23 protein-coding genes are annotated in these 23,306 nt (G+C 61.5%); 14 read left to right on the top strand and 9 right to left on the bottom strand.

From position 1 onward, the window contains the following. Positions 1 to 8: 8 nt before the first annotated feature. The 4 genes from BB029_RS09700 to BB029_RS09680 form a co-directional block, all read right to left on the bottom strand. Positions 9 to 1,171 (bottom strand): IS3 family transposase gene (locus BB029_RS09700; RefSeq protein WP_141696496.1). Its coding sequence is split into 2 segments (ribosomal slippage): positions 9 to 919 and positions 919 to 1,171, totalling 1,164 coding nucleotides; the frame shifts between segments, so codons are not numbered across the junction. 196 nt (positions 1,172 to 1,367) lie between these two features. Continuing rightward, positions 1,368 to 1,934 (bottom strand): hypothetical protein, encoded by a 567-nt coding sequence (locus BB029_RS09690; RefSeq protein ID WP_065939045.1) that lies wholly within the window; start codon positions 1,932 to 1,934, stop codon positions 1,368 to 1,370. A 74-nt stretch (positions 1,935 to 2,008) separates the two neighbouring features. Then, positions 2,009 to 3,361: a sensor histidine kinase gene (locus BB029_RS09685; protein ID WP_065939044.1), complete on the bottom strand. Its 1,353-nt coding sequence runs from the start codon at positions 3,359 to 3,361 to the stop codon at positions 2,009 to 2,011. Further along, positions 3,358 to 4,020 (bottom strand): response regulator, encoded by a 663-nt coding sequence (locus tag BB029_RS09680; protein WP_027607596.1) that lies wholly within the window; start codon positions 4,018 to 4,020, stop codon positions 3,358 to 3,360. The genes BB029_RS09685 and BB029_RS09680 overlap by 4 nt, the downstream gene beginning before the upstream one ends. Before the next feature lie 147 nt (positions 4,021 to 4,167). Between BB029_RS09680 and BB029_RS09675 the strand changes: the two genes are divergently transcribed. From BB029_RS09675 to BB029_RS09655, 5 genes are read left to right on the top strand one after another with little or no spacing between them, the layout of a single operon-like run. Further along, positions 4,168 to 4,434: a PepSY domain-containing protein gene (locus tag BB029_RS09675; RefSeq protein ID WP_065939043.1), complete on the top strand. Its 267-nt coding sequence runs from the start codon at positions 4,168 to 4,170 to the stop codon at positions 4,432 to 4,434. Beyond that, positions 4,434 to 4,979, top strand: a complete 546-nt coding sequence (locus tag BB029_RS09670) for a cytochrome b/b6 domain-containing protein (RefSeq protein ID WP_065939042.1) — start codon at positions 4,434 to 4,436, stop codon at positions 4,977 to 4,979. Before BB029_RS09675 ends, BB029_RS09670 begins: the two co-directional genes overlap by 1 nt. Positions 4,980 to 5,001: 22 nt before the next feature. Next, on the top strand, positions 5,002 to 6,270 hold the full coding sequence (locus BB029_RS09665; RefSeq protein ID WP_065939041.1) for an exo-alpha-sialidase: 1,269 nt from the start codon (positions 5,002 to 5,004) through the stop codon (positions 6,268 to 6,270). Next, complete coding sequence (locus tag BB029_RS09660) at positions 6,270 to 6,869, top strand: hypothetical protein (RefSeq protein ID WP_065939040.1); 600 nt, start codon at positions 6,270 to 6,272, stop codon at positions 6,867 to 6,869. The genes BB029_RS09665 and BB029_RS09660 overlap by 1 nt, the downstream gene beginning before the upstream one ends. Further along, on the top strand, positions 6,869 to 8,890 hold the full coding sequence (locus BB029_RS09655) for an LTA synthase family protein (RefSeq protein WP_065939047.1): 2,022 nt from the start codon (positions 6,869 to 6,871) through the stop codon (positions 8,888 to 8,890). The genes BB029_RS09660 and BB029_RS09655 overlap by 1 nt, the downstream gene beginning before the upstream one ends. Here the strand turns inward: BB029_RS09655 and BB029_RS09650 are convergent, their stop codons facing one another. Both BB029_RS09650 and BB029_RS09645 read right to left on the bottom strand, forming a co-directional pair. Continuing rightward, entirely contained in the window at positions 8,891 to 9,265 is a 375-nt protein-coding gene (locus tag BB029_RS09650) for a cytochrome c family protein (protein ID WP_027607602.1), read from the bottom strand. Positions 9,266 to 9,307: 42 nt separating this feature from the next. After that, the gene (locus BB029_RS09645; RefSeq protein WP_223841625.1) at positions 9,308 to 9,850 is read right to left on the bottom strand and encodes a demethoxyubiquinone hydroxylase family protein; all 543 of its coding nucleotides are present in this window, start codon (positions 9,848 to 9,850) and stop codon (positions 9,308 to 9,310) included. A gap of 198 nt (positions 9,851 to 10,048) precedes the next feature. On the opposite strand from BB029_RS09645, the gene BB029_RS09640 reads away from it, so the two are divergent. The 3 genes from BB029_RS09640 to BB029_RS09630 all read left to right on the top strand — a co-directional run bounded on the left by BB029_RS09640 (position 10,049) and on the right by BB029_RS09630 (position 13,479). After that, complete coding sequence (locus BB029_RS09640; protein WP_027607604.1) at positions 10,049 to 10,429, top strand: response regulator; 381 nt, start codon at positions 10,049 to 10,051, stop codon at positions 10,427 to 10,429. A 195-nt stretch (positions 10,430 to 10,624) separates the two neighbouring features. Continuing rightward, positions 10,625 to 11,239: a biliverdin-producing heme oxygenase gene (locus BB029_RS09635; protein WP_065939039.1), complete on the top strand. Its 615-nt coding sequence runs from the start codon at positions 10,625 to 10,627 to the stop codon at positions 11,237 to 11,239. Then, complete coding sequence (locus BB029_RS09630; protein WP_065939038.1) at positions 11,236 to 13,479, top strand: ATP-binding protein; 2,244 nt, start codon at positions 11,236 to 11,238, stop codon at positions 13,477 to 13,479. The genes BB029_RS09635 and BB029_RS09630 overlap by 4 nt, the downstream gene beginning before the upstream one ends. Positions 13,480 to 13,501: 22 nt before the next feature. Here BB029_RS09630 and BB029_RS09625 read toward each other — a convergent pair whose 3' ends face one another. Together BB029_RS09625 and BB029_RS09620 are read right to left on the bottom strand one after the other, a co-directional pair. After that, on the bottom strand, positions 13,502 to 14,821 hold the full coding sequence (locus BB029_RS09625) for an ATP-binding protein (protein WP_065939037.1): 1,320 nt from the start codon (positions 14,819 to 14,821) through the stop codon (positions 13,502 to 13,504). Continuing rightward, positions 14,818 to 15,528, bottom strand: coding sequence for a response regulator (locus BB029_RS09620; protein ID WP_065926005.1), 711 nt, complete (start codon positions 15,526 to 15,528; stop codon positions 14,818 to 14,820). Before BB029_RS09620 ends, BB029_RS09625 begins: the two co-directional genes overlap by 4 nt. A 164-nt stretch (positions 15,529 to 15,692) precedes the next feature. Between BB029_RS09620 and BB029_RS09615 the strand changes: the two genes are divergently transcribed. The 4 genes from BB029_RS09615 (at position 15,693) to BB029_RS09600 (ending at position 19,956) form a co-directional block, all read left to right on the top strand. Then, complete coding sequence (locus BB029_RS09615) at positions 15,693 to 16,481, top strand: VacJ family lipoprotein (protein WP_065939036.1); 789 nt, start codon at positions 15,693 to 15,695, stop codon at positions 16,479 to 16,481. A 127-nt stretch (positions 16,482 to 16,608) separates the two neighbouring features. Beyond that, complete coding sequence (locus tag BB029_RS09610) at positions 16,609 to 16,809, top strand: hypothetical protein (RefSeq protein WP_065939035.1); 201 nt, start codon at positions 16,609 to 16,611, stop codon at positions 16,807 to 16,809. Positions 16,810 to 16,919: 110 nt separating this feature from the next. After that, a complete protein-coding gene (locus tag BB029_RS09605) occupies positions 16,920 to 18,818 on the top strand; it encodes an alkaline phosphatase D family protein (protein WP_065939034.1) in 1,899 nt (632 codons plus the stop codon). 136 nt (positions 18,819 to 18,954) lie between these two features. After that, on the top strand, positions 18,955 to 19,956 hold the full coding sequence (locus tag BB029_RS09600) for a diguanylate cyclase domain-containing protein (protein ID WP_065939033.1): 1,002 nt from the start codon (positions 18,955 to 18,957) through the stop codon (positions 19,954 to 19,956). Positions 19,957 to 19,966: 10 nt separating this feature from the next. Here the strand turns inward: BB029_RS09600 and BB029_RS09595 are convergent, their stop codons facing one another. Continuing rightward, entirely contained in the window at positions 19,967 to 20,995 is a 1,029-nt protein-coding gene (locus BB029_RS09595; RefSeq protein ID WP_065939032.1) for an amino acid ABC transporter substrate-binding protein, read from the bottom strand. Positions 20,996 to 21,218: 223 nt separating this feature from the next. Here BB029_RS09595 and BB029_RS09590 point away from each other — a divergent pair, with 223 nt between their 5' ends. Both BB029_RS09590 and BB029_RS09585 read left to right on the top strand, forming a co-directional pair. Continuing rightward, positions 21,219 to 22,469, top strand: a complete 1,251-nt coding sequence (locus BB029_RS09590; protein WP_065939031.1) for an aspartate aminotransferase family protein — start codon at positions 21,219 to 21,221, stop codon at positions 22,467 to 22,469. A 101-nt stretch (positions 22,470 to 22,570) separates the two neighbouring features. Next, entirely contained in the window at positions 22,571 to 23,287 is a 717-nt protein-coding gene (locus BB029_RS09585) for a hypothetical protein (RefSeq protein ID WP_065925999.1), read from the top strand. Positions 23,288 to 23,306 lie beyond the last annotated feature (19 nt).

Raw genomic sequence — 23,306 nt, 5'->3', positions numbered from 1 at the left:
TGTAGTGGTCAACTAATCCCGGACACGACGTTAAGTTTTTTCTCGGCCTGAGCCGGTGGCAGCCCACCATTAAATTGGTGCGGTCGAATCCAGTTGTACCGGTGCATCAAAAAATGGCTGATATCCCGCTGAGCTTGTTGGGCCGTCGTGTAGCCCATGGTCGGTATCCACTCGGTTTTCAGGCTCCTGAACACCCGCTCCATCGGCGCGTTATCCCAACAATTTCCTCGCCGGCTCATGCTCTGACGCATGCGATATCGCCAAAGGCGCTGACGAAAACTCCGGCTTCCATATTGCGAGCCCTGGTCGGAGTGGAACAGCAGACCTTGAGGCTTCCCTCGCTGCTCGTAAGCCATGTCCAAGGCCTTGATGACCAAGTCCGCATCCGGCTTTCCCGACAACGCCCAGCCCACAACACGGCGGGCAAAAAGATCTAGGACAACCGCCAGATACTGCCATTTCCCTTGAGCCCAGATGTAAGTGATATCGCCACACCAGACGTGGTCAGGAGTGGGCACATCAAACTCCCGGTTCAAAATATTAGGAATGTCGGGCCGCTCGACCGTCGCCTTTTTGTAAGCGTGCGATCCCGGTTGTTTGCTGACCAACTCCAGCTCGCGCATCAGGCTGCGCACTTTGAATCGCCCGATCTGCTCGCCGTCGTCCTGCATCATGGCCATGATGCTACGGCTACCGGGAGCACTGCGGCCTTGGGTGAACAACTCGTTCACCCGACTGCGCAATCGAAGGCGTTCTACTTCCGGTGTGCGGCGCCTGAGGCGCCGAGCGTAGTAGCACGAGCGGGTCACTTCAAACACCTTGCACAGCCAATCAACCGGCTCGTGGATGCTCAACTGGTCAATCAGCGCGAACGCTCGAGATCTTCCGACATCAAGAGCGCGGTAGCCTTTTTTAAGATCGATTTTTCCCGCTCAAGGCGAGCAATTCGGGCTTCCAGCTCTTGGATTTTCTGCTGCTCCGGGGTCAGCGCTTTGCTCTGCGGGGTGACGCCCGTGCGTTCTTGTTGCACCTGGTCGACCCATCGGCGCAAAGCCGACTCCCCGACACCAAGCGAGCGGCTGGCCTCAATGAAGCTGTAATCCTGCTTGAGAACGAGGTCGGCGGCCTCGCGTTTGAATTCAGGGGAAAAGGTACGGCGTTGTTTGGTCATCTGACACCTCGTTCTGGCGAGCATTCTCGCCTAAATGGGTGTCCGGTTTCATTAGACCACTACAACGTTTTCGAATCAGAGCATTGGTACTTCGGCGAAGTCAGCACAACCGATGAAGACCCTGGCGGAGAGCGCTGGAAGTATCAAACCTTCAGGCCCTTCCAGGCGCAGCATCCGCATTTGTTCGGCCGTCCACCTAACCCTCTTTCGCCTCACTCCCCTCCCCCACAATCAGAACCCGTTTCCCCGGATCCGTAATATCAAACACCTGCTGCGCACACGCCGAAGGTTTGAACTGGAACTCCACCAGATACACCTTGCCCTTTTCAGGCTGGAAGCTACTTAACAGAGGCCCGCAAATGGCGTAGATGCCAGGGCGTGAGTCGGTGGACGAACTGGCAACGGTCAACTTCTTGCCAGGATCTGCCTGGATCTCCAACTGCGGGAAGCGCTTGAACCCAGCGCTGGCCACCGTCTGGTTGAGCTTTCCAATCCAGTTGAAGACGCGGCCTTCACCTGTATCCATCACCGTGCCCAGGGTTTCCATGCGTTCATCGGGGTCGCCTTCGCGGCGTATCGAGAACTCGACGGGAGCGGTGCCGCCATAGGCTTTCATGATGACTTTGGCGTGGTCCGCATCGACGGCCACGGTTTTCTGACGCAGCTGGATGCCGTCCTTGAGCAGGCTGGGCGATGAGTCTCGTTGGTTGGATTGACAGGCACATAGCGCCAGGACCAGGGACAGCAGCGCGATTCGCTTCACGGGAGGATGTCCTTATCAGGGTGAACGATGATGACTGGACCTGTGATTAAACAGAATGTTCCGCCATGATCGCCTCAGGTCTCGTTAAACACCAACCGCGCACACAACCCGCCCTGCTCCCGGTTATACAACGCCAACCGGCTACCGATCTTGCCCACGATCATCTGCACAATCGCCAGCCCCAGCCCTGCGCCATTGGCATTGCCACGGCTGTAGAACCGCTCGAACAAACGCCCCATTTCTGCCTCATCAATGCCCGGGCCCTGGTCCTCCACGCTCAGGCAATGGGCGCCAATGACCACTTTGACTTCGCTGCCCGGCGGGGAGAAGTTGAGGGCATTGGTCACCAGGTTTTGCAGGGCGATGGCCAGCGCCACCGGCTCGGTTTCGATCCAACAGTCTTCATCCCCTTCCAGCACCAACTCCACGCCTTTCTCCATGGCCAGCGGTGTCAGTTCGGCGAGTTCTTCGCGCACCAGTTCGGTGAGTTGTACACGGCTGCGCTTGAGGTTGTTCAACTGCGGTTCGATACGCGCCATGGTCAGCAGTTGGCTGCCAATACGGGTGGCGCGGTCGACGCCGTTGACCAGGAAGTCCAACGCTTCGCGCCGCTGGGCCTCGGTGCCGGCACTTTGGGCGTTTTGCGCGTGGATGCGCAGGATCGCCAGGGGGGTGCGCAGTTCGTGGGCGGCGTCGGCGATGAAGCGGCGCTCGCGTTCCAATAGGTCATCCACCTGGACCAACAGCCGGTTGAGCGCGGTTTGCATCGGCTCCAGGTCGCTGGGCAGCGGCTTGAGGTGCAGCGGTTGCAAGGTGTCGGAGTTACGCCCGCGAATCGACAAGGCCATGGCGCGCAAGGGCTTGAGGCCCCAGCCGATCACCAGCCAGATCAACACCGTGAGCAGCGGCACGCCGATCAAGGTGGGCCAGAGGGTGTGGCGCATGATGCGCTGGATCACGTCCTGACGAATGTCGTCGCGCTCGCCCACCCAGATCAGCAGGCCTTGCTGCGGATCGGCGAGGAGAAAGGCGCACCAGTCGTTGCCGTTGTCCATGATGTCGTGGGAGCCGAGGGTAGACGGCGGTGCGGCCAACACCGGCGCTTCGGCGGAGCGTACGAGCAATTGGCCGTCGCTGCGCCACACCTGGAAGGTCAACCGGGTTTCATAAGGGTGGGCGACGCCGTCTTCGCCGACACGGCTCATGGCCTGATCGAACGCCTGGTACAGCCTGTCCCAATCAGCCTCGCCGGGGTCGCGCTGGCGCAATACGCCTTGCAACAGGCGCGCGCTTTGGGCGAGCTGGGCGTCGTAGACTTCTTCGATTTCGTGGTGGCTATCGCGCAGCACCAGCCAGCTGATCAGCGCGTCGCCCAACAGGATCAGCACCAGGACGGGGATGAGGATACGAGCACGCACGGAGCTCACGGTTTAAGCGCCAGAACATAGCCAACGCCGCGCACGGTGCGGATCAGCTCGGTGGATAACTTTTTACGCAGGTTGTGGATCAGCACTTCCAAGGTGTTGCTCTCGACCCGGTCCTGCCAGCCATATAACGCGCGGGACAGGCGCTCGCGGGTCACCACTTTGCCGGGGCGCACCATCAGTTGGTGCAGCAGTTGGTACTCCATCGGCGTCACGATGATGTCCGCGTCCAGGTAGCGCACCTGTTGGGTGGCCGGGTCGAGGCTGACGCCGGCATGTTCCAGCATCGGTTGCGCGCGCCCCTGGCTGCGGCGCAGCAGGGCACGCACGCGGGCCTTGAGCTCTTCCACATCGAAGGGCTTGACCAGGTAATCATCGGCACCGGCATCCAGGCCGGCGATGCGCTCGGCGGTGCCGTCGCGGGCGGTGAGGATCAGCACCGGCAGGTCGTGCTGCTCGGCGCGCAGTTGCTGCAACAGGTCCAGGCCATCGAGGCGCGGCAGGCCGAGGTCGAGCAGCAACAGGTCGAAGCTTTCCGTGCGCAGGGCATGCAGGGCCGCAACGCCATCCTGCAACCAATCCAGGGTGTAGCCTTCAACGCCCAATGCCACGCGAATCCCTTGGCCAAGGGCGCGATCATCTTCGACAAGGAGTAGGCGCATAGCAAAGTCTCTGTAGGAATCGGCGGCATCATGCCGGGTTCTGGGCGGGGCTATTCCGGCAAAGATGTTACGGCGCGTTGCCAACTAAGGTTGCCCTAAGGTTGGTTTTGCACTGTTAAATCTCCCACATCTGCTGAGAGCTTTTCCATGCGCAAAATTCTCCTGCTGTCCCTGATTATCACCAGCCCCCTGGCCGTTGCCGGTCCGCAATGCACCACCGCCGAACGCTCGCAATGGCAAGACGAAAAAACCTTCCAGGACAAGCTCAAGGCCGAAGGCTACGAGATCAGCAAGTTCAAGGTCACCGATGGCAACTGCTACGAGATCTACGGCTTCGACAAGGACAAGCGCAAGGTCGAGATCTACCACGACCCGGTCACCGGCAAGGCCGTGAAGACTGAGATCAAAGGCTGATGCCAGGCGAATCCCTGCGCCTGTGGGACCCGCTGGTGAGGCTGTTTCATCTGTCGATCGCCGGGGTCTTCGTCGCCAATTACTTCTTTAACGAAGCGGGCGACGACTGGCACGTCTGGCTGGGCTACTACGCCATGGCCTGGCTGCTGGTACGAACGGTGTGGGGGTTCATCGGGCCGCGCAGTGCACGCTGGGCGGACTTCTGGCCGACCCCGAAACGCTTGAAAACCCATCTGCGCTCGCTGCTCAACCGCCGCCCGCAGCATCGCCTGGGCCATTCGCCCCTCGGTGCGCTGGTGATGCTGTCGATGTTGCTGGCGTTGCTGACCATCGGTGTCAGCGGCTTTTTGATGCAGGAAGTGGATGCCCTGTGGGGCGCCGATTGGCCCCTGCAAATCCATGAGACCGCCGCCAATGTGCTGCTGGGCCTGGTGTGCATCCATGTGCTGGCCGCGGTGTTTGAAAGTATCCAGGTGCGGGACAACCTGCCGTTATCCATGCTCACCGGTCGCAGGAAGCGCCTGCCGGATGAGCGTGCGCAGTAATCCTCTTCTCGACAGGTCCTCTATGCGCTCCGCCTTACTGATCTGCAGCCTGCTCGCCGTCTTCGTGGCCGCGTGGCTAAGCCATCCGCCCCATGTGCTGGCGCCCTTTGCCCAAGTGACGCCAAACACCTCGAAGGTGACGGCGGCGCCGCAATACACCAGCCGTTTTGTGTCCTCGCAGCTCACGGACTTTGTGCACTCTTCCTCCGTCACCGCCCTGCCCGGCGGCGACTTGATGGCCGTGTGGTTTGCCGGTTCGCGGGAAGGCGCCGCCGATGTGCAGGTGCGCACCGCACGCTTCGATGCGCGCAGCGGCGAATGGGGCACCGAGCAGGTGCTGGCCACGCGGGAAAGCACCCGCGACGGCACCCAGCGCTATATCCGCAAACTCGGCAACCCGGTCATCGCCCTCGGGCCGGATAAACGCCTGTGGATGTTTTATGTGTCGGTGTCGGTCGGCGGCTGGGCCACCAGTGCGATCAACCTGATGGTCTCGGATGACCTCGGCGCCAGTTGGTCCGCGCCCCGGCAGTTGGTGACCTCACCGTTTTTCAACATCAGTACCCTGGTACGCGCCGCGCCGGTGTTCCACGCCGACGGCTCCATCGGCCTGCCGGTGTACCACGAGTTCATGGGCAAGTTTGCCGAGTACCTGTACTTGAGTGCCGACGGCGCGGTGATCGACAAATTCCGCATCAGCCGCGGCAAGAATTCCCTGCAACCGACCATCGTGCCGCTGGATGGCAAGCGTGCCGTAGCGATGTTGCGCTACGCCGGCGACACCCACCACCGCGTCCTGGCCAGCCGCACCGAAGATGCGGGGCAAACCTGGAGCGAGCCATACCCGCTGGAACCGGCAAATCCCAATTCATCGTTGGCGGCGGTGGGTACCGAGGATGACGGGCTGCTCGTGGCCCTCAACGACCTGCAGGACGGCCGCTTCAAGCTCAGCCTCTACGGCACCGACGCCCAGCTCAGTCAATGGCGCACCGTGGTGCAACTGGATGAGTCACCCGACCCGCTCGGCCAACCGTTCTCCCCCGATGCCTATAAAGCAATCATCGGCGAAGGCTTCCGCGCCTCCAGCGGCGCCAAACGCCTGCCGCTGGAACAGCGCTTTCTCAGCAACCTCGACTACCGCGTGTGCAAACCCCGGGGCTGCGATTTCGAATACGAGTACCCGTACTTCAGCCGCAGCCCGGACGGCATGTACCACGTGGTGTACTCGTGGAATAACACCTTTATCAAACATGTCAGCTTCAACGAAGCCTGGCTGGCGGAGCGTCTGTGATGGTTTCTGTGTGGCAGGCCCATTTGAGTTTTGTGCTGTTGGGGTTTGTGCTGTTGAGCGCGCTCAGGTTTACCGCGCCCTGGCGGCCATGGCTACTGCCGGTGCTGGTGGCGGTCAGTTTTATCCCAGTCAACGCGCTGCCGCTGGCGGCGTATGTGCGCAGTTTTACCGATGACCTGGCCATCTGCACATTGGTGCTGTTGGCGTGGGTCATGCTCTGCCGCCTGGGCTTAGTGCAACCGCTCGCTCGTCGGCATCAGGTGCAGATGTTGCTGCTGTTTGGCTTGCTGAGCCTGGTGCTGTACCCAGCCACGTTGGGCCTGACTTACTTTGACCCGTACCGCTGGGGCTTCAACCCGCGGCCGATGATCGTCCTGGTGGCGGCAGCCGCACTGTTGATGCTGTGGCTGCGTAATACGCTGGCGGCGTGGATGCTGGCGGTGGGCACGTTGGCCTTTGCGTTACGGCTCAAGGCGTCGGAAAACTATTGGGATTATCTGGTCGATCCGTTGCTGACCGGTTACTGCCTGATCGCCGGCGCGGGGCTGCTGATCAGCGCCGCCTGGCGCCCTCTTTTGAAATGGCACCGGGGTCAATGATGAGTGCGTTGCAATCACGCCGCCTGCGCTACGGCCTGGGCGCGATCGGGTTGGTGTTTGTGTTGCTGGCTGCGTTGCGGCTGGTGTTTGTGCTGGTTTTTTCCGGCCTGCCCTTGAACACCCCGGCACTGTTGGAAACCCTGGGGATCGGCCTGCGTTTCGACCTGCGCCTGGCGGTGTTGCTCCTGCTGCCGCTGGCCGTGCTGGCGTGGTTGCCGCGCTGGAACCTCACCACCCTGCCGGCCCTGCGCTGGCTGGCGCGCGCTTATCTGGTCATCGCACTGGCGGCGGTGGGGCTGGTGTACATCATCGACTTCGGCCACTACGCCTACCTCGGCGTGCGTATCAATGCGACGGTGCTGCGCTACCTGCAGGATGCGCAGATTTCCCAGCAGATGGTGTGGGAAACCTACCCGGTACTGTGGATAACCGCCTGCTGGCTCGCGGCAGTGGCGCTTTGGGTCTGGGCGTTGGTCTGCCTGGAGCGGTTGACCCTGGATCGAGCGCCCGCCCTTATCGGCAAACCGGCACTGGCGGTGGTGAGTGTGATGGGCGTCGTCGCGGTGCTGCTGGCCCTGCTCGGCCGTGTCGCCCATCTCAACCTGGAAAACCCGGTGCCCCTGCGCTGGAGCGATGCCTTCTTTGCCGGCAACAGCCAACTGGCCGCCGTGGGCCTGAACCCGGTGCTGTTTTTGTATGACACGCTCAAGGTCGGTCAATCGCAGTTCGATGAGGCCCAGGTCCGCCAGTATTACCCGCAAGTCGCCCAATACCTGGGCGTGACCCAGCCCGATGCCCAGTCCCTGGACTTCATCCGCGAACAAGGCGTGCAGCCTTATCGACTGGCCGGCGAGCGCCCGCCCAACGTAATTTTCGTGATGCTCGAATCCCTCGGCACCAGCGCCGTGGGCGCCTATGGCAACCCGCTCAACCCCACACCGAACCTGGACAAACTGGCGACGCAAAGCTGGTTCTTCAAACACTTCTACGTCCCCGTCACCGGCACCGCGAAAACCGTGTGGGCCAGCATCACCGGCGTGCCCGACGTCACCCGCCAGGAGACCGCCACGCGCAACCCGCTGATCACCCGGCAACACACATTGATCAATGCATTCGAGGGCTACCAGAAGTTCTACATGATCGGCGGCAACGCCGGCTGGGCGAATATCAATGCACTGATCCGCCAGAGCATCGACGATGTGCAACTGTTCGAGGAGAGCGACTGGCAGTCGCCACGGGTAGACGTGTGGGGGATTTCCGACCTGGACCTGTTCAAGGAAGCTGACGATCTGCTGAGCACGCTTCCCAAGGACCAACCGTTCTTTGCCTACCTGCAAACCTCCGGCAACCATCGCCCCTTCACCATCCCCAGGCACAACGATGGCTTCCAGCTCAGCCACGTGACGCTGGAACAGGCCCAGGCCGCGGGGTCCCGCAGTGTCGAGCAGTACAACGCCGTACGCCTGCTGGACTACAACATCGGCCGGCTGATGGACATCGCCAAGGCCGGTGGCTACTACGACAACAGCATTTTTGTGTTCTTCGGCGACCACAACACCCGCATCAGCCAAATCCCGCACATGGCGCCGGCCTTCGAACAGCTGGGCCTGGAAAGTAACAACGTGCCGCTGCTGATCCACGCACCCGGCCTTGCGCCGCGGGTGATCGAAGAAGCGGTGGGGCTGACCGACCTGCTGCCCACCGTGGCCGGCATGGCAGGCGTACCGTTCCGCAACGGTGCGATGGGCCGGGACATCCAGCAACCGGCGCCCGAGGGCGAGCGCGTGGTGCCGCTGGTATTGCGCGAAGGCACCTTCCCGATCATCGGCGGCGTAACCCGGCACTTTTTGCTGCAGATGCAGCACGACGGCAGCTCACCCACCTTGCATGACCTGGCATCACTCACCCCGCGTGACGATGTGGCCGCGCAGCACCCCGAGGAATTCCAGCGCCTGCAGGCACTGACCCGTGGGCTGCACGAGAGTGCGCGGTTGATGCTGTTCAGGAATGTGCGTGAGTGATTACTTGGGCTGGAACGTCTCGAGGTACGCCAGGATATTGTCGATTTTTTCCGGGTCGCTGATGCCCCAGAAAATCATGCGCGTACCACTCACCACCTTTTTGGGCGCTTCGATGTAGGCCGCGAGCTTGTCGCGGGTCCAGACCACACCGGAGTTTTTCATCGCGTCCGAATATTGATAGTCGGTGGTCGTACCGGCAGGTCGGCCGATGATGCCGTTGAGCTCCGGGCCAAAGCCACCGCGTGCGCCTTCGCCGACGCTGTGGCAGCCGCCGCAGGTCTTGGTGAAGAGTTTGCCGCCGGCCTCGGCATCGCCGGCGGCATTGGCGGCGCCGGTGTTGAGGATCAGCGCAAGGGTCAGCAGGACGTACTTCATGGGTGACTCCACATCGGTGTTGGCGGCGATTATGCCTGTTTGTCAGGAGCGCATGCCCATCCAGATCACCGCTTCGGTCCACGCCGTAACCACCGGCGTCAGCGCACGAAACCAGGGATCCTGCACATCGATCTGCGCAGCCGAGTGGTCGTGGTGGTGTTGCTCTTCTTCAACGATGGATGCAATGGCCGCCACGGCCAGTGGGTCGATTTCGCGTAACGCATGAAGCTGATGAGCCAGGTGCTTGAGCACCACGCTTTCCACCGCGACGGTGGTGGCAACAATAGCCTTGCGCCCGCACACCCCGGTGAGCAGGCCCAGCACCAGTCCGCCAAGGCCGCACAGCCAGTAGCTGCGGCAGCGTCGGTAACCCCGTCGTTGCAACTCGGCCTGGAACACTGCGCGATGGCGACGTTCGTGGGACAGGAATTCCTCGAGCTCACCCACCATGCCGGGTACAAACAATCGCGCCATAAACAGCTGGCCGCTGTAGATACAGATCGCGCCATGCTCGCCGGCGTGGTCGACTTTGATCATGCGATTGCCCAGGTCAGGGTCGATCAAGGGGGCTGCGGAAGCGTTCACGGTTGACGACCTTGTGCGAGGGCCCACGGGATTCGGGCCGATCCTGATTGCAGAACGCCGGTATCCTGCCGTACCTCCGCGCAAATGCGCAACCTAGACCCTCGAAACTGACCACCCATCGCCCGATACGCATCCAATCGAACCTATCCGCCCCCGTTCCACTCCACCTTACTGAACCCTGATGGTGGAGTAAGGATCATGGCTCAGCCATCGATTTTGGTATTGGAAGACGACGAGATCATTCGGTCGTTGATGGTGGATGTACTGGAGGATTTCGGCGCGGTTGTGACGTCTTTTCCTTCAGCCGATGAAGGAATGATTTACCTGGAGCGCGGCGATGATCCGGTGGACTTGATTGTCAGCGATGTGCAGATGCCGGGGTTGCTCAACGGCTATGACTTGAGCCGAGTGGTGGCGCACCGCTGGCCGTCAGTGCCGGTGCTGCTCACCTCGGGCAATGCCAAACTTGCACAGCAATTGGGCGGCTCCGTGCGGTTTCTGCCCAAGCCGTGGAGCACCGAACATTTGCTTGAGTGTGTGCAAACGGCGCTGACTCAGCAGGGCTCATCCATGCATTGATAGCTTCGCGATATCACTTTTGCCGAACTTCACCGCCTGCCTTGTGGTCACTTGCATCAGCAGGGAGCGACTTTTCTGATCCGCTGGTCAGCCTTTTCGTCTGTGCGTTCAGCCGACGTCCACCTGTTGTGTAGAATTGTCGCCTTTTACAACGCGTCATTCATGGCCGGAAGGCCCACAGTTCGAGCTCATTGCATGCATTCACAGGCCCATGATGGTGGTGCGCCCTCATTGCTGGACGCGTTGCGCGCAGGCACCGGCCTATTGCACGTAGCCTTGGAAGAACGCCTGCCGTTTTTTTCCGAGGAGCTTGATGCCGGCTGGTATCGGCGCCTGATCCAGGCGTATTACGGGTTTTACCGGCCGATTGAAGCAGCGCTGTACGGCTGTGAGTTTATCCCTGAAGGCTTCGACCCGGCGTTGCGTATGAAAACGCCGACGCTGATCGACGATCTTCACGCCCTTGGCCTGGACGCCTGCGCGATCAACGCCTTGCCGCACTGTGGGCAATTGCCCGCTTTCGACACCCCCGCCGCCTGCCTCGGCGCCTTGTATGTGCTTGAAGGCGCGACCCTGGGCGGCCAGGTACTGCGTCGGGAAATGGCTCGACGCCTGGCACTGGACGCCGATAACGGAGGGGCGTTCCTTGATGTCTACGGTGCCGAAACCGGTCGGCGCTGGAAAGATTTTCTCGACTACCTGGGCCGTCTGCCGCTGGACGCGCCAGCCAAACAGCGCGCGGTACACGCGGCCCGTTCGACATTCAGCTGCTTTGAGCAATGGCTCGACAGCCAGGAGGTACTGCTATGAAACCCGAAGACTTTGAAGAGCTGCTTGCCAACTGTGCCGACGAGCCCATCCGCTTTCCAGGGGCGATCCAACCCCACGGTGTGCTGCTGACGTTGTCGGAGCCCGACCTGAACATCATTCAAGTCAGCACTAACGTCGCCAGCCTGTTCAACCGCGCCCCCGAGTCGTTGCTGGGCCAGCCACTGCACACGCTGCTCGGTGCCGAGCACGCCCAGGCCGTGCAGGCCATGGCCGAACACAACAGCTTCCTTGATGCGCCGCCTTTGCACGTCACCCTCAACGGCGCCGAGTTCGAAGGCCTGTTGCACCGCCATCAGGACGTGCTGGTGCTGGAATTCGAACCGCGGCTCAAGGACTTCCGGCCACGGGCCCTGAAAGGCCGCAGCAGTGACTTGGGCAAGATGCTGCAACGTTTGCAATCAGCGAAAACCCTGCAAGCGCTGTACGAAATCAGCGTGACTGAAATCCAGGCCATGACCGGTTACGACCGGGTGTTGATCTACCGCTTCGAAGAAGAAGGCCATGGCCAGGTGATCGCGGAAGCGTCGGCACCGTCCATGGAGCTGTTCAACGGGCTGTTCTTCCCCGCGTCCGATATCCCGGAACAGGCCCGCGAGCTGTATCGCACCAACTGGTTGCGCATCATCCCGAATGCGGCCTACGAGCCGGTGCCATTGCTGCCCAAGCTGCGCCCGGATACCGGCGAACCGCTGGATTTGAGCTTTGCCACCCTGCGCAGCGTGTCGCCGATTCACTGCCAGTACATGCAAAACATGGGCGTGCTGTCGTCCATGAGCATTTCGCTGATGAAGGGCGACAAGCTTTGGGGCCTGATCAGTTGCGGCAATCGCGAGCCGCTGCTGGTACCCAATGATTTGCGCATCACCTGCCAGACCATCGGCCAGGTGCTGTCATTGCAGATCAGCGCCATGGAAGCCCTGGACCTGAGCCGTCAGCGGGAAGAAAAAGTCGAGGCCCTGGCGTTGCTGGATAAAGCCATGAAGGCCTCCGAAGAAAACGTGTTCGACGGCCTGGCCCAGCGCGGCCAGGTGCTGATGGACCTGACCTTGTCCGGCGGCGTGGCGATCATCGAAGACAAGCAACTGCACCGCTACGGCAACTGCCCGGAACCGGCGCAGATCCGGGCCTTGCACAAGTGGCTGCAGGACAGCGGCGAGCCGGTGTTCTCCAGCCATAACCTGGTGTCGATCTACCCGCCAGGCGCCGAGTTCCAACAGGTGGCCAGCGGTGTCCTGGCCATGAGCCTGCCAAAGCCTGTGGATAACGGCGTGCTGTGGTTCCGCCCGGAAGTGAAAGAAAACATCAACTGGAGTGGTGACCCGAAAAAGCCGCTCGACCTGGAAAACTCCGACGCCGGCCTGCGCCTTCGCCCACGTACCTCGTTTGAAATCTGGAAAGTGGAAATGGCCGGTATCTCCACCAAGTGGAGCCATGGCGACCTGTTCGCCGCCAACGACCTGCGTCGCTCTGCCCTGGAGAACGACCTGGCTCGCCAGGTGCTGCGCGAGCAACAGGCCGTGCGCGCCCGCGATGACCTGGTGGCGGTGGTGTCCCACGACCTGCGCAACCCGATGACGGTGATCTCCATGCTCTGCGGCATGATGCAAAAGGCCTTCAGCTCCGACGGCCCGCATACCTCGCGACGCATTTCCTCGGCCATCGACACCATGCAACAGGCCGCCGGACGCATGAACGTCTTGCTGGAAGACTTGCTCGACACCTCGAAAATCGAGGCCGGGCGCTACGTGGTCAAACCCGTGGCCCTGGACGTCAGCCAAATGTTCGAAGAGGCCTACTCCCTGCTCGCGCCGTTGGCGATGGAAAAAGGCATCGACCTGTCGTTCAACGCCGAGCCTGGCCTGCAGATCAACGGCGACCCGGAGCGGCTGTTCCAGGTGCTGTCGAACCTGATCGGCAATGCCATCAAGTTCACTCCGCGCCAGGGCAATATCGGCATCAGTGCGATGACCAACGGTGAAGAGATCGTGTTTTCGGTGCGTGACTCAGGCGAAGGTATTGCGCCTGATCAACTGCCCCACGTGTTTGATCGCTACTGGACCCAATCGGAAAACAATCCCACCGGCACCGGCCTGGGGCTGTATATCACCCAGGGGATTGTCCAGGCCCATGGCGGCAAGATCATGGCTGAAAGTGAAGTGGGGCGTGGCAGTGAGTTCCGGTTTACGGTGCCGAAGGTGATTGCGGACTCCCATACCTGACCGCCCCTGTGGCGAGCGCCGGTTACACCGGCAACACCACCACCGCCTCCAACCCTCCACCCTGGCGCTCCGACAGGGTGAGTGTGCCGCCGTGTTCCAGCACAATCGCACGGGCGGTAGACAGCCCAAGTCCGACGCCGCCGGTGCTTTTGTTGCGTGAATTTTCAAGGCGGTAGAACGGCAGGAACACCTGTTCGCGATACTGCACCGCAATCCCCGGGCCGCGATCCAGCACGCGGATCACCACTTCGGCCGGCCCTTGTTGCAGTTCGATTTCCGGCGCCCGGCCGTAGTGGATGGCATTGTCCATCAGGTTGGTCATCACCCGCTTGAGGCCCAAGGGCCGGCCAAAGTACACCAGGCGCGGCGGTCCGCTGAAAGCCAGTTCAATCGCCTGGTCGCGGTAGTCGTCGATCAGGGTTTGCAGCAGTTCCGCCAGATCCAGCTGGGTGGCCTGCTCCAGGCGTGCGTCGTCGCGGAAGAACGCCAGGGCCGTGTTGATCATGGCCTGCATTTCATCGACATCATTGAACAGCCGGCGTTGCTGGTCGGCATCTTCGATGAATTCACCGCGCAGGCGCAGGCGGGTCAGGGGCGCACGCAGGTCGTGGGAGATGGCCGCGAGCATTTGCGTGCGGTCCTGGATAAAGTGCCGCAACTGCGCCTGCATGCCGTTGAACGCGAGGATCGCCTGGCGGATTTCGTGGGGGCCGACCGGTTCGATGGGCGGCGCGCGGAAGTCGGCGCCAAAGCGCCGCGCGCCCTGGGCGAAGTGTTGCAGGGGGCGAGCCAGGCGACGGGTCGCGACCAGGGTGACCAGCGCGGTGGAGATCAGCACCAGCAACACCACGATCACACTGCGTGCACCCTCGTCCAAACCCCAGCTGCGCGCACGTGCGCTGAACATCAGCCAGGATTGATCGGCCAGTTGCATCAGGAGCACATACTGCCCGTTGCCACCTGGCCAGTCGGACGGTTCGTAGGCTTCCATGGGCCGGGTCGGTCCCTGAAGCAGGTGCTTGAACGCTTGCTCCCCCGAATCAAAGTCCGGGTCGTTCAGCACGGGCAAATCAAAGGCCGCGCGCTGCGCTACCCACGTCACGCTGAAGGACTCATCGCCCATCACCTGAGCCAGGTGTGCTCGCTGGGCAGGCTGCGACGCCTCGACCGCGCGCACCACCACGGCGATCTTTTCCAGCAAGCCGATTTCGGTCAACGGTGGTCGTGCCCACACGCCCGCCAATTGTACGAACAGGGCGTTAAGCGCCAGCGCGGTAAACATCGCAACCAGGATGGTCAGGGCGATCCAGCGCGCTACGGTGTCACGCGGGCGGCGACTCATGAACGGCTCACGCTGGCCGTGAATTGATAACCGCCATTGCGCACAGTGCGGATCATGGCCGGGCGCTTGGTATCGAATTCCAGCTTGCGCCGCAGGCGGCTGACCTGCACGTCGATGCTGCGGTCGAACGCGTCATGGCTATGGCCCCGCGCCAGGTTGAGCAGTTGTTCGCGGGTCAACACGCGCTGGGGGTGTTCGACAAAGACCAGCAGCAGGTCGAATTCGCCGGATGACAGCGGGATCATCACCTCGTCGGGGGAGCGCAGTTCACGGCGCGTAACGTCCAGTTGCCAGCCCGCAAAGCGAATCAAGGGACGGGCAGACTCGCCCAACACTGGCCGCCCCTCGCCTGCCCGACGCAATACCGCACGCACCCGCGCCAGCAGTTCACGGGCGTCGAAGGGTTTGCTCAGGTAATCGTCGGCGCCCATTTCCAGGCCTACCACGCGGTCACTGAGTTCGCCCATGGCGGTGAGCATGATCACCGGTGTTGCGTACTGCTGGCGCAGGCGCTGGCACAGCAACAGGCCGTTTTCCCCCGGCAGCATCAGGTCAAGGATGATCAGGTCTGCAGGATGACGCTCCATGGCGGCCCACAGTTCGGTACCACCGGCGACGGTCTCGACCGCATAGCCATGTTGCATAAAGAATTTCTTCAGCAGCGCGAGGACTTCAAGGTCATCGTCCACGATCAAAAGGTTGCTCACAGGCGGGCATCACTGGGTGTTGTCGATGCGCCATCTAAAACCATTCGGCGCAGCCCGTCATATATTTCAATCGTGCAATAAAGCGTCAGCGCCGCAATAAACCAGACATCTTTGCGCAAGGGACGGCTGCCAGCATCGGCCTCCCTTTTGCGGAGACCGTGCTTATGCGCTCGCTGACCTATCCCCGGCACCTGGCTCGCCAGGCCGTGCTGTTGTTGACCGTGTCTTACCTCACGGGCTGCGCCAGCCCGGCCCCCTCGGGCACCACCACCCGCTGCGCACAGGTGAATTACCCGGTGTATGACCCGGCCGAACCGCTCAATCGCGGGGTGTTTGCCTTCAACCGGACGGTGGATAACTACGCTCTGGCGCCGGTAGCACGTGGCTACCGCTACCTGCCGGATTTTTTCCAGCAGGGTGTGCATAACTTCGCGAGCAACTTCAGCGAGCCGAAGGTGTTTATCAATGACCTGTTGCAAGGCAACCCAAGGCGCTCGGTCAATACCCTTGGGCGTTTTGCGCTGAATACCACAGTAGGGGTGGTGGGACTGATCGATGTATCAGACCGCGTGGGCATCCCGCGCCATAGCGCCGACTTCGGCCAGACATTCGGCGTGTGGGGCATCGGCAACGGGCCGATTGTCGAACTGCCACTGCTGGGTACCAGCAACAGCCGCGATGCGGCGGGCAAGGTCTTGAGTTTCCTGGTCTCGCCGTTGGGAGACAGTGACACCGTACAGACCCTGGGCACCCTCAGCCTGGTAGGTGGCACCGTGGACACGCGGGCATCGCTGTTGCCGCTCACCGACAGCCTGCAAAAATTGCCGGACTACTACAGTGCATTACGTAACGTGGTCGCGCAAAACCGCGCGGCCTTTGTGCTGGAAGGCAAGCGCGGCGCGACTTCCCCCAAAGTTGACGAATGCACCAAAAGCAGCGCTGATGATTTCTGAGGGGAATAACACGCCGTCGTCATCATTTGCAGCGAGGCGTTTATAGTTCCCCCCTCTTACCCTTCTGTAGGCTTGACTGCGCTTCACTGCTCACGGTGAGGTGTCCAACCGACAGAAGGATTTCCCCATGATTGACTCCATCTTTCACACACTGAACATGAATCGCGCACTGAATGTGCGGCAAGAGTCTGAGGCGCACCGGCGCCAGAATCGCAGCATCGAACCCATTCAGGAGAGATCCTCCACCATCGAATTGGGCGGCATCGCAGCGAAAGACACGCACAAGAATCAGGGCACACTGGTTAGCATTGGAGGAAAACTGCTTTGACACATCACAAAGGGCAGCCATCCGGGCTGCCCTTTGCGCCGTATTAACAAAATGCTGACATTCACTGCGATAACCTCGCCGGTTCTATAGCGCCTGGAGCCTCTGCCTACATGTCTCAACCAGATACTTTGCCCGACGTTCTGGCAGGCCCGTTACTGCGGCGCCTGGAGCCCCGACGGCTGGTGCTGTGGCTGGTGGGCAGCCGGGCGCTGGCACTGACCCTGAAGCTGTACATCGACGGGCAGCCCCGCGATATCCCGCTGGATCAGGGCCAATGCAAAACCGTACCCGTAGGCCGCCACGCCGTTATTCATTTGATCGATGTACCGTTGGACGACGCCCTGCCCTTGGACGTGGGGATCGGCTATGACCTGCTGATTGAAGACACCGGCATTACCGAATGGGCACCGCACCTGCTGTACACCGACACACACTGCCCAAGTTTTGTACTGCACAGCCACATCCATCAGTTGGTACACGGCTCCTGCCGCAAACCTCACCACAGCGCCGACGAAGGCCTGCTCTGTGTCGATCGGCTGCTGGCCGATGCGCCGACCCTGGCCGACCGCCCAGCCTTGCTGATGATGAGCGGCGACCAGGTGTACGCCGACGATGTGGCCGGGCCGATGTTGCGGGCGATCCATGGGTTGATTGCGCGCCTGGGCCTGTTCGATGAGTACCTGGAAGGCGCGGTGGTAGACGACAGCGCCAGCCTCTACGGGCATCACGCCAGCTACTACCACCGCGCGGACCTGCTACCCGCGCTGGACAGCAACGAGACCCTGCGCGAACGTTTTTTTGGCGGCGTGAAAAAGCCGATTTTCACCAGCAGCACCGCCGACAATCACCTGGTGACGTTCGCCGAAGTCATGGCGATGTACCTGCTGGTGTGGTCGCCCACCCCCTGGTCCCTGATCACCGTACAGCCACCGCAACTGAACGCCGATGAAGCTGCGCGCTATGCCCGCGAACAGGTGCAGGTGGATAAATTCCGCGATGGCTTGCCGGGCGTGGCACGGGTATTCGCCCATCTGCCCACCCTGATGATCTTTGACGATCACGACATCACCGACGACTGGAACCTCAGCGCGCAATGGGAAGAAACCGCTTACGGCCATCCGTTCTCCAGACGCATCATCGGTAACGCCCTGCTGGCGTACCTGCTGTGCCAGGGCTGGGGCAATAACCCGGACGCCTTTGATGAGCTGGTGGGCCACACCCAGGCACTGGCCACCCAGGCGCAGAACAATCATTTGGACGCCCAGGCACAGGATGCTTTGCTCGCGGCGCTGCTGAAGTTCCAGCAGTGGCACTACGTACTGCCCACCACCCCGGCCCTGGTGGTGCTCGACACCCGCACCCGGCGCTGGCGCAGCGAATTCACCCTCAAGCAACCCTCCGGCCTGCTGGACTGGGAAGCCTTGAGCGAACTGCAACAGGAACTGCTCGACCATCCCTCGGCCATCATCGTCTCCCCCGCGCCGATCTTCGGCGTCAAGCTGATCGAGACCGTGCAGAAAATCTTCAGCTGGTGCGGCCACCCGTTGCTGGTGGACGCAGAAAACTGGATGGCCCATCGCGGTGCGGCCCAGGTGATCCTCAACATCTTTCGTCACTCGCGCACACCGGGTAACTACGTGATCCTCTCGGGGGATGTGCACTATTCGTTCGTCTATGAAGTGCTGATCCGCCATCGCAACGCCGGCCCCAGGATCTGGCAGATCACCAGCAGCGGCATCAAGAATGAATTCCCGCCGCGCTTGCTGGAATGGTTCGACCGCCTCAATCGCTGGCTGTACTCGCCACGCTCCCCCCTCAACTGGTTCACTCGCCGCCGCACCATGCAGGTGGTGCCGCATATCCCGGAGCATGCCGAGGCCGGTGAACGGTTATGGAATTCAGCAGGCATCGGCCAAGTGTTCTTCAACGAGCGGGGGCAGCCTGAAACGATCTACCAGCACAACGCCGACGGGAAGGCGCGTACGAGGATGATCGCGCCGAAGCAATAGCCCATGGCCACCCTCCTGTAGCCGTCCATCCGCCCTATTCAAAGCGCACAAGCTCCGTTGTACAGTAGCTCCAGCCACGGAGTATCGGCATCAATATGACTGGCCTTGGACGCCAGCCCATGCAAGGAGCGCACAGATGGACGATACCTCCGACAACGGTAATTTCTCCCACCTCAATGCCGACATGCTGCATACCGTGCTGGAGCTGGTCAGCGACGGGATCTGGGACTGGAACGCCAATACCGGGTTCGTCTACCGCAACCCGGGTTGGTACGAAATGCTGGGCTACCCCCGCCATTCCCTGGAAAACAGCGTGTTCACCTGGGAGACCGTCATCCACCCGGAAGACTACCCCCACGTGATGACGCTGTTCGATGACTACATCCACCGTCGCGCCCCCCATTATCAAATCGAATACCGTTGCCGCAAAAAAGATGGCAGCTACCTGTGGATCGAAGACCGGGGCTACGTGATTGCCCGTAACCCAGATGGCTCGGTGGCGCGGATGGTCGGCGCCCATCGCGATATTCATATACGCAAGTGCTCCGTCGAACAGCTGGAGCGGCGCAACCAATCCCTTGAGGCACTGGTGGCCGAGCGCACGCGCGAGTTGTCACGGGTCAACCAGCAGTTGCAATTACAGCTGGACGAAAACCGCTCCCTGGCCGAACGGGATGCCCTGACCCTTGTTGCCAACCGCTATCGCCTGGAAAAAGTCCTGCTGGAAGAGTGCGACCGTGCCCAGCGTTTTCGCCTGCCGCTGGCATTGATCGCGATGGATATCGATGACTTCAAGCCCATCAACGACCGGCACGGGCACGGCGTCGGCGACCAGACCCTGGTGCAGGTCGTGGAATGCCTGGAAAGCTGCCTGCGCCAAGGCGACCTGCTGGCCCGCTGGGGGGGCGACGAGTTCATGGTGGTCCTGCCCAAGAGTTCGCTGGAAACCGCCACGCAGTTGGCCGAGACCATCTGCCAGACGATGCGCAAGCGGCCGATGCGCGGCGACCTGCCCGTGACCCTGAGCCTGGGTGTGGCCGAGCGCCATATGGATGAGTCCCCCGCCGCCCTGATGGCGCGTGCCGATCAGGCGTTGTATCGCGCCAAGGCCGCGGGGAAAGATGGCGTGTCGGCGTAAGCCGAGCCTGTCAGCGCACCGGTGGCGCGTACTGGATGCCGCCGTTGCTCCACAGGGCATTGAGCCCGCGCTTGATCTTCAACACACTGCCTTGGCCGATGTTGCGCTCGAACACTTCACCGTAGTTACCCACCTGCTTGACGATCTGCACCACCCAATCCTTGCGCAGCTTGAGGTCCTTGCCGTACTCGCCGTCGGCGCCCAGCAGTCGCGCTACATCCGGATTTTTCGTGGTCTTGGCCTGCTCTTCGACGTTCTGCGAGGTGATGCCCATCTCCTCGGCGTTGATCATCGCAAACAGGGTCCACTTGACGATGCTGAACCACTCGTCATCGCCCTTGCGCACCAGTGGCCCCAGCGGCTCCTTGGAAATCACTTCCGGCAACACCACGAACTCATCCGGGTGGGCCATCTTGATCCGTTGGGCATACAGCCCCGACTGGTCGGTGGTAAGCACATCGCAACGCCCGGCTTCAAGGCCCTTGGCGCTTTCGTCGGCGGTGTCGAAGGTGATCGGCGTGAACTTCATGCCATGGGTACGAAAATAGTCGGAAACGTTGAGTTCGGTGGTGGTGCCGGCCTGGATGCACACGGTTGCACCGTCCAGTTGTCTGGCGGCGGTGACCCCCAGTTTGTTGTTCACCAGAAAGCCGATGCCGTCATAGTAGGTCACCCCCGTGAACACCAGGCCCATGCCCGAGTCGCGGGAGCTGGTCCAGGTGGTGTTGCGCGAAATCACGTCGATTTCGCCGGACTGCAGGGCAGTGAAACGCTCCTTGGCGGTCAATTGGGTGAACTTCACTTTGGATGCGTCACCGAATACGGCGGCCGCAACGGAGTGGCACACGTCCACATCGATGCCGGTCATCCTGCCCTGGCTGTCAGGCACGCCAAAACCTGGCAACCCGTCGCTGACCCCGCACTGGATAAACCCTTTTTTCTGGATCGCGTCCAGGGTCGAACCGGCGTGCGCGGTGCCGGCCAGGCCAAACACGGCGGCGGCACTGATCATGGCCAAGGTAATGTTGAATCGGTTCATGCGAGGCTCTCCCTGTCGTTTCTTGTTATTCGGCGCCACACCGCCCGCGCCGGCTTCTGATGCTGCCGAGGGAGTATCGACGGGTTTACCGCGTGGCCACAAACGACCTTTTGGCAACAGCTCCTTCCGATTTGGAATGACCCGGCGACTTTATTTCGTTTGCGGCAGGGCCTGGCCCACGGCTTAGATAAAAATACGCCCGCCACTGCCGAGTCCGAGATTCATGAGCCGCGAAACCATCAGCCAGTCGATTTCCATCGTTCATCCCATCAGCCTCAGCCATGGCAGCAACGCCGAGGTCTGGGACACCACGGGCAAACGCTATATCGATTTTGTCGGCGGGATCGGCGTGCTCAACCTTGGCCATTGCCACCCGGGCGTGGTGGCGGCGATTCGTGAACAGGCGACGAAGTTGACCCACTATGCGTTCAACGCTGCACCGCACACGCCCTACATCGAACTGATGGATCGCCTGACCGGGTTTATCCCGGTGGACTACCCCGTCAGCGGCATGCTCACCAACAGCGGTGCGGAAGCGGCAGAAAACGCCTTGAAGATCGTGCGCGGCGCCACCGGCCGCACGGCGGTGATCGCCTTTGACGGTGCCTTCCACGGCCGCACCCTGGCCACCCTCAACCTCAATGGCAAGGTGGCGCCCTACAAACAAAAGGTCGGCGTCCTGCCCGGCCCGGTGTATCACCTGCCCTACCCCAGCGCCGATAACGGCGTGAACTGCGCTGAAGCGCTGAAAGCCATGGACCGCTTGTTCAGCGTGGAAATCGACGTCGGTGACGTCGCCTGTTTCATCATCGAGCCGGTGCAGGGCGAAGGCGGTTTCCTGGCGCTGGATATCGAGTTTGCCCAGGCCCTGCGGCGCTTTTGCGATGAACACAATATCCCGCTGATTGCCGATGAGATCCAATCGGGCTTCGGGCGCACCGGCCAGCGTTTCGCCTTCTCACGCCTGGGCATCGAACCGGATCTGATCCTGCTGGGCAAAAGCATCGCCGGCGGCGTGCCGCTGGGCGCGGTGGTCGGGCGCAAGGCCTTGATGGACAACCTGCCCAAAGGCGGCCTCGGTGGTACTTACTCGGGTAACCCCATCGCTTGCGCGGCGGCATTGGCCACCCTCGATGCGATGACGGACGAACACTTGCAGGTCTGGGGCTCGCAACAGGAAGAGGCGATCGTTGGCCGCTATGCCGCCTGGCGTTCGCAGCACCTGTCGCCGTACCTGGGCCGCCTGACCGGCGTCGGTGCCATGCGCGGCATCGAACTGGCCAACGCCGACGGCACGCCTGCGCCCCGGCAACTGACCCAATTGCTGAGCCTGGCGCGAGACGCCGGGCTGTTGTTGATGCCCAGCGGCAAGTCGCGGCACATCGTGCGCTTGCTGGCACCGCTGACCATCGAGCCTGCGGTGCTGGAAGAAGGACTGGATATTCTCCAGGCGTGCCTGAAGCAGTTGGTTTGACGCCCTGCATTCGCCGGTCGGCAGCCTTGACCTGATCCCCCTCCCCGCTGAAAATGCGCGACGCTTTTTTGTCTTCCGTTTACTGAAGTAGTGAAATTTCAATGTCCGATTCTTACACCGAACACTCCGCCGAAGAATCCGTAGTCGCCTTGCACGCCAAGGCTGAATACGAAAACGCCATCAATCTTTCACAGCATGTGCCAGCCGCCAAGATCATCAGCGAGATGGTGCTGGACGCCTTTCACACCTCCAAGGAAAGCGACCAGATCCGCGAACTGCGCGTGGCCATCCGTCAGGCCCACGACGCCTTCGACGACGACAAGGCCTACGACCTGATGGGCCAGCTCAAACAGCTCAAGGACGCCGAAGCCGCTGACAACCTCGCCCTTGAAGACCTGAGCGGCAAGTTCTCCATCAGCCGCATCCTGTCGAGCTTCAAGGATGATCCTGAGTTTCAGGAGCTGGTCTACGGGCTGGCCCTCAAAGTGCTGAACCAGTCTCACCAGGCCATCAGCAACCCAAGCGCCGGCAAAGGCAAGGCCGCTCGCCCCAAGAAAGAAGCCGAAGTGTTTGTGATCAGCAAGGACGGCATCAGCGTCACCCTGCCGCTGCGCACGCCACGCTCGCGGTTGAACGTCGACCGTGAGGCGTTTGAGTTCCTGGGCTTCAGCTTTGTAGGCGAAGGCGACGAAGCCGAGCTGGAGGTTGAAAGCTTTGTGGATAACGCCGGCGTCGAGCAGCCGCTGAGCCGCAAGAGCGTGATTACTGCGCTGCAACAGCAGACGGCGTTTGAGGGCTACAGCATCGCGCAGCAGTGACATCCCTGAACTGAATGTG

This window comes from Pseudomonas sp. S3E12 (assembly GCF_001702295.1).
Taxonomy (GTDB): Bacteria; Pseudomonadota; Gammaproteobacteria; order Pseudomonadales; family Pseudomonadaceae; genus Aquipseudomonas; species Aquipseudomonas marginalis.
This window is presented reverse-complemented; position numbering and strand designations above follow the sequence as displayed.

What these genes read in the sequence shown, in the direction of transcription:
- BB029_RS09680 (WP_027607596.1), bottom strand. Translation starts at nt 4,020, where the DNA reads ATGCGCCTACTCCTTGTCGAAGATGATCGCGCCCTTGGCCAAGGGATT.
- BB029_RS09675 (WP_065939043.1), top strand. Translation starts at nt 4,168, where the DNA reads ATGCGCAAAATTCTCCTGCTGTCCCTGATTATCACCAGCCCCCTGGCC.
- BB029_RS09670 (WP_065939042.1), top strand. Translation starts at nt 4,434, where the DNA reads ATGCCAGGCGAATCCCTGCGCCTGTGGGACCCGCTGGTGAGGCTGTTT.
- BB029_RS09665 (WP_065939041.1), top strand. Translation starts at nt 5,002, where the DNA reads ATGCGCTCCGCCTTACTGATCTGCAGCCTGCTCGCCGTCTTCGTGGCC.
- BB029_RS09660 (WP_065939040.1), top strand. Translation starts at nt 6,270, where the DNA reads ATGGTTTCTGTGTGGCAGGCCCATTTGAGTTTTGTGCTGTTGGGGTTT.
- BB029_RS09655 (WP_065939047.1), top strand. Translation starts at nt 6,869, where the DNA reads ATGAGTGCGTTGCAATCACGCCGCCTGCGCTACGGCCTGGGCGCGATC.
- BB029_RS09650 (WP_027607602.1), bottom strand. Translation starts at nt 9,265, where the DNA reads ATGAAGTACGTCCTGCTGACCCTTGCGCTGATCCTCAACACCGGCGCC.
- BB029_RS09640 (WP_027607604.1), top strand. Translation starts at nt 10,049, where the DNA reads ATGGCTCAGCCATCGATTTTGGTATTGGAAGACGACGAGATCATTCGG.
- BB029_RS09635 (WP_065939039.1), top strand. Translation starts at nt 10,625, where the DNA reads ATGCATTCACAGGCCCATGATGGTGGTGCGCCCTCATTGCTGGACGCG.
- BB029_RS09630 (WP_065939038.1), top strand. Translation starts at nt 11,236, where the DNA reads ATGAAACCCGAAGACTTTGAAGAGCTGCTTGCCAACTGTGCCGACGAG.
- BB029_RS09625 (WP_065939037.1), bottom strand. Translation starts at nt 14,821, where the DNA reads ATGAGTCGCCGCCCGCGTGACACCGTAGCGCGCTGGATCGCCCTGACC.
- BB029_RS09615 (WP_065939036.1), top strand. Translation starts at nt 15,693, where the DNA reads ATGCGCTCGCTGACCTATCCCCGGCACCTGGCTCGCCAGGCCGTGCTG.
- BB029_RS09610 (WP_065939035.1), top strand. Translation starts at nt 16,609, where the DNA reads ATGATTGACTCCATCTTTCACACACTGAACATGAATCGCGCACTGAAT.
- BB029_RS09605 (WP_065939034.1), top strand. Translation starts at nt 16,920, where the DNA reads ATGTCTCAACCAGATACTTTGCCCGACGTTCTGGCAGGCCCGTTACTG.
- BB029_RS09600 (WP_065939033.1), top strand. Translation starts at nt 18,955, where the DNA reads ATGGACGATACCTCCGACAACGGTAATTTCTCCCACCTCAATGCCGAC.
- BB029_RS09595 (WP_065939032.1), bottom strand. Translation starts at nt 20,995, where the DNA reads ATGAACCGATTCAACATTACCTTGGCCATGATCAGTGCCGCCGCCGTG.
- BB029_RS09590 (WP_065939031.1), top strand. Translation starts at nt 21,219, where the DNA reads ATGAGCCGCGAAACCATCAGCCAGTCGATTTCCATCGTTCATCCCATC.
- BB029_RS09585 (WP_065925999.1), top strand. Translation starts at nt 22,571, where the DNA reads ATGTCCGATTCTTACACCGAACACTCCGCCGAAGAATCCGTAGTCGCC.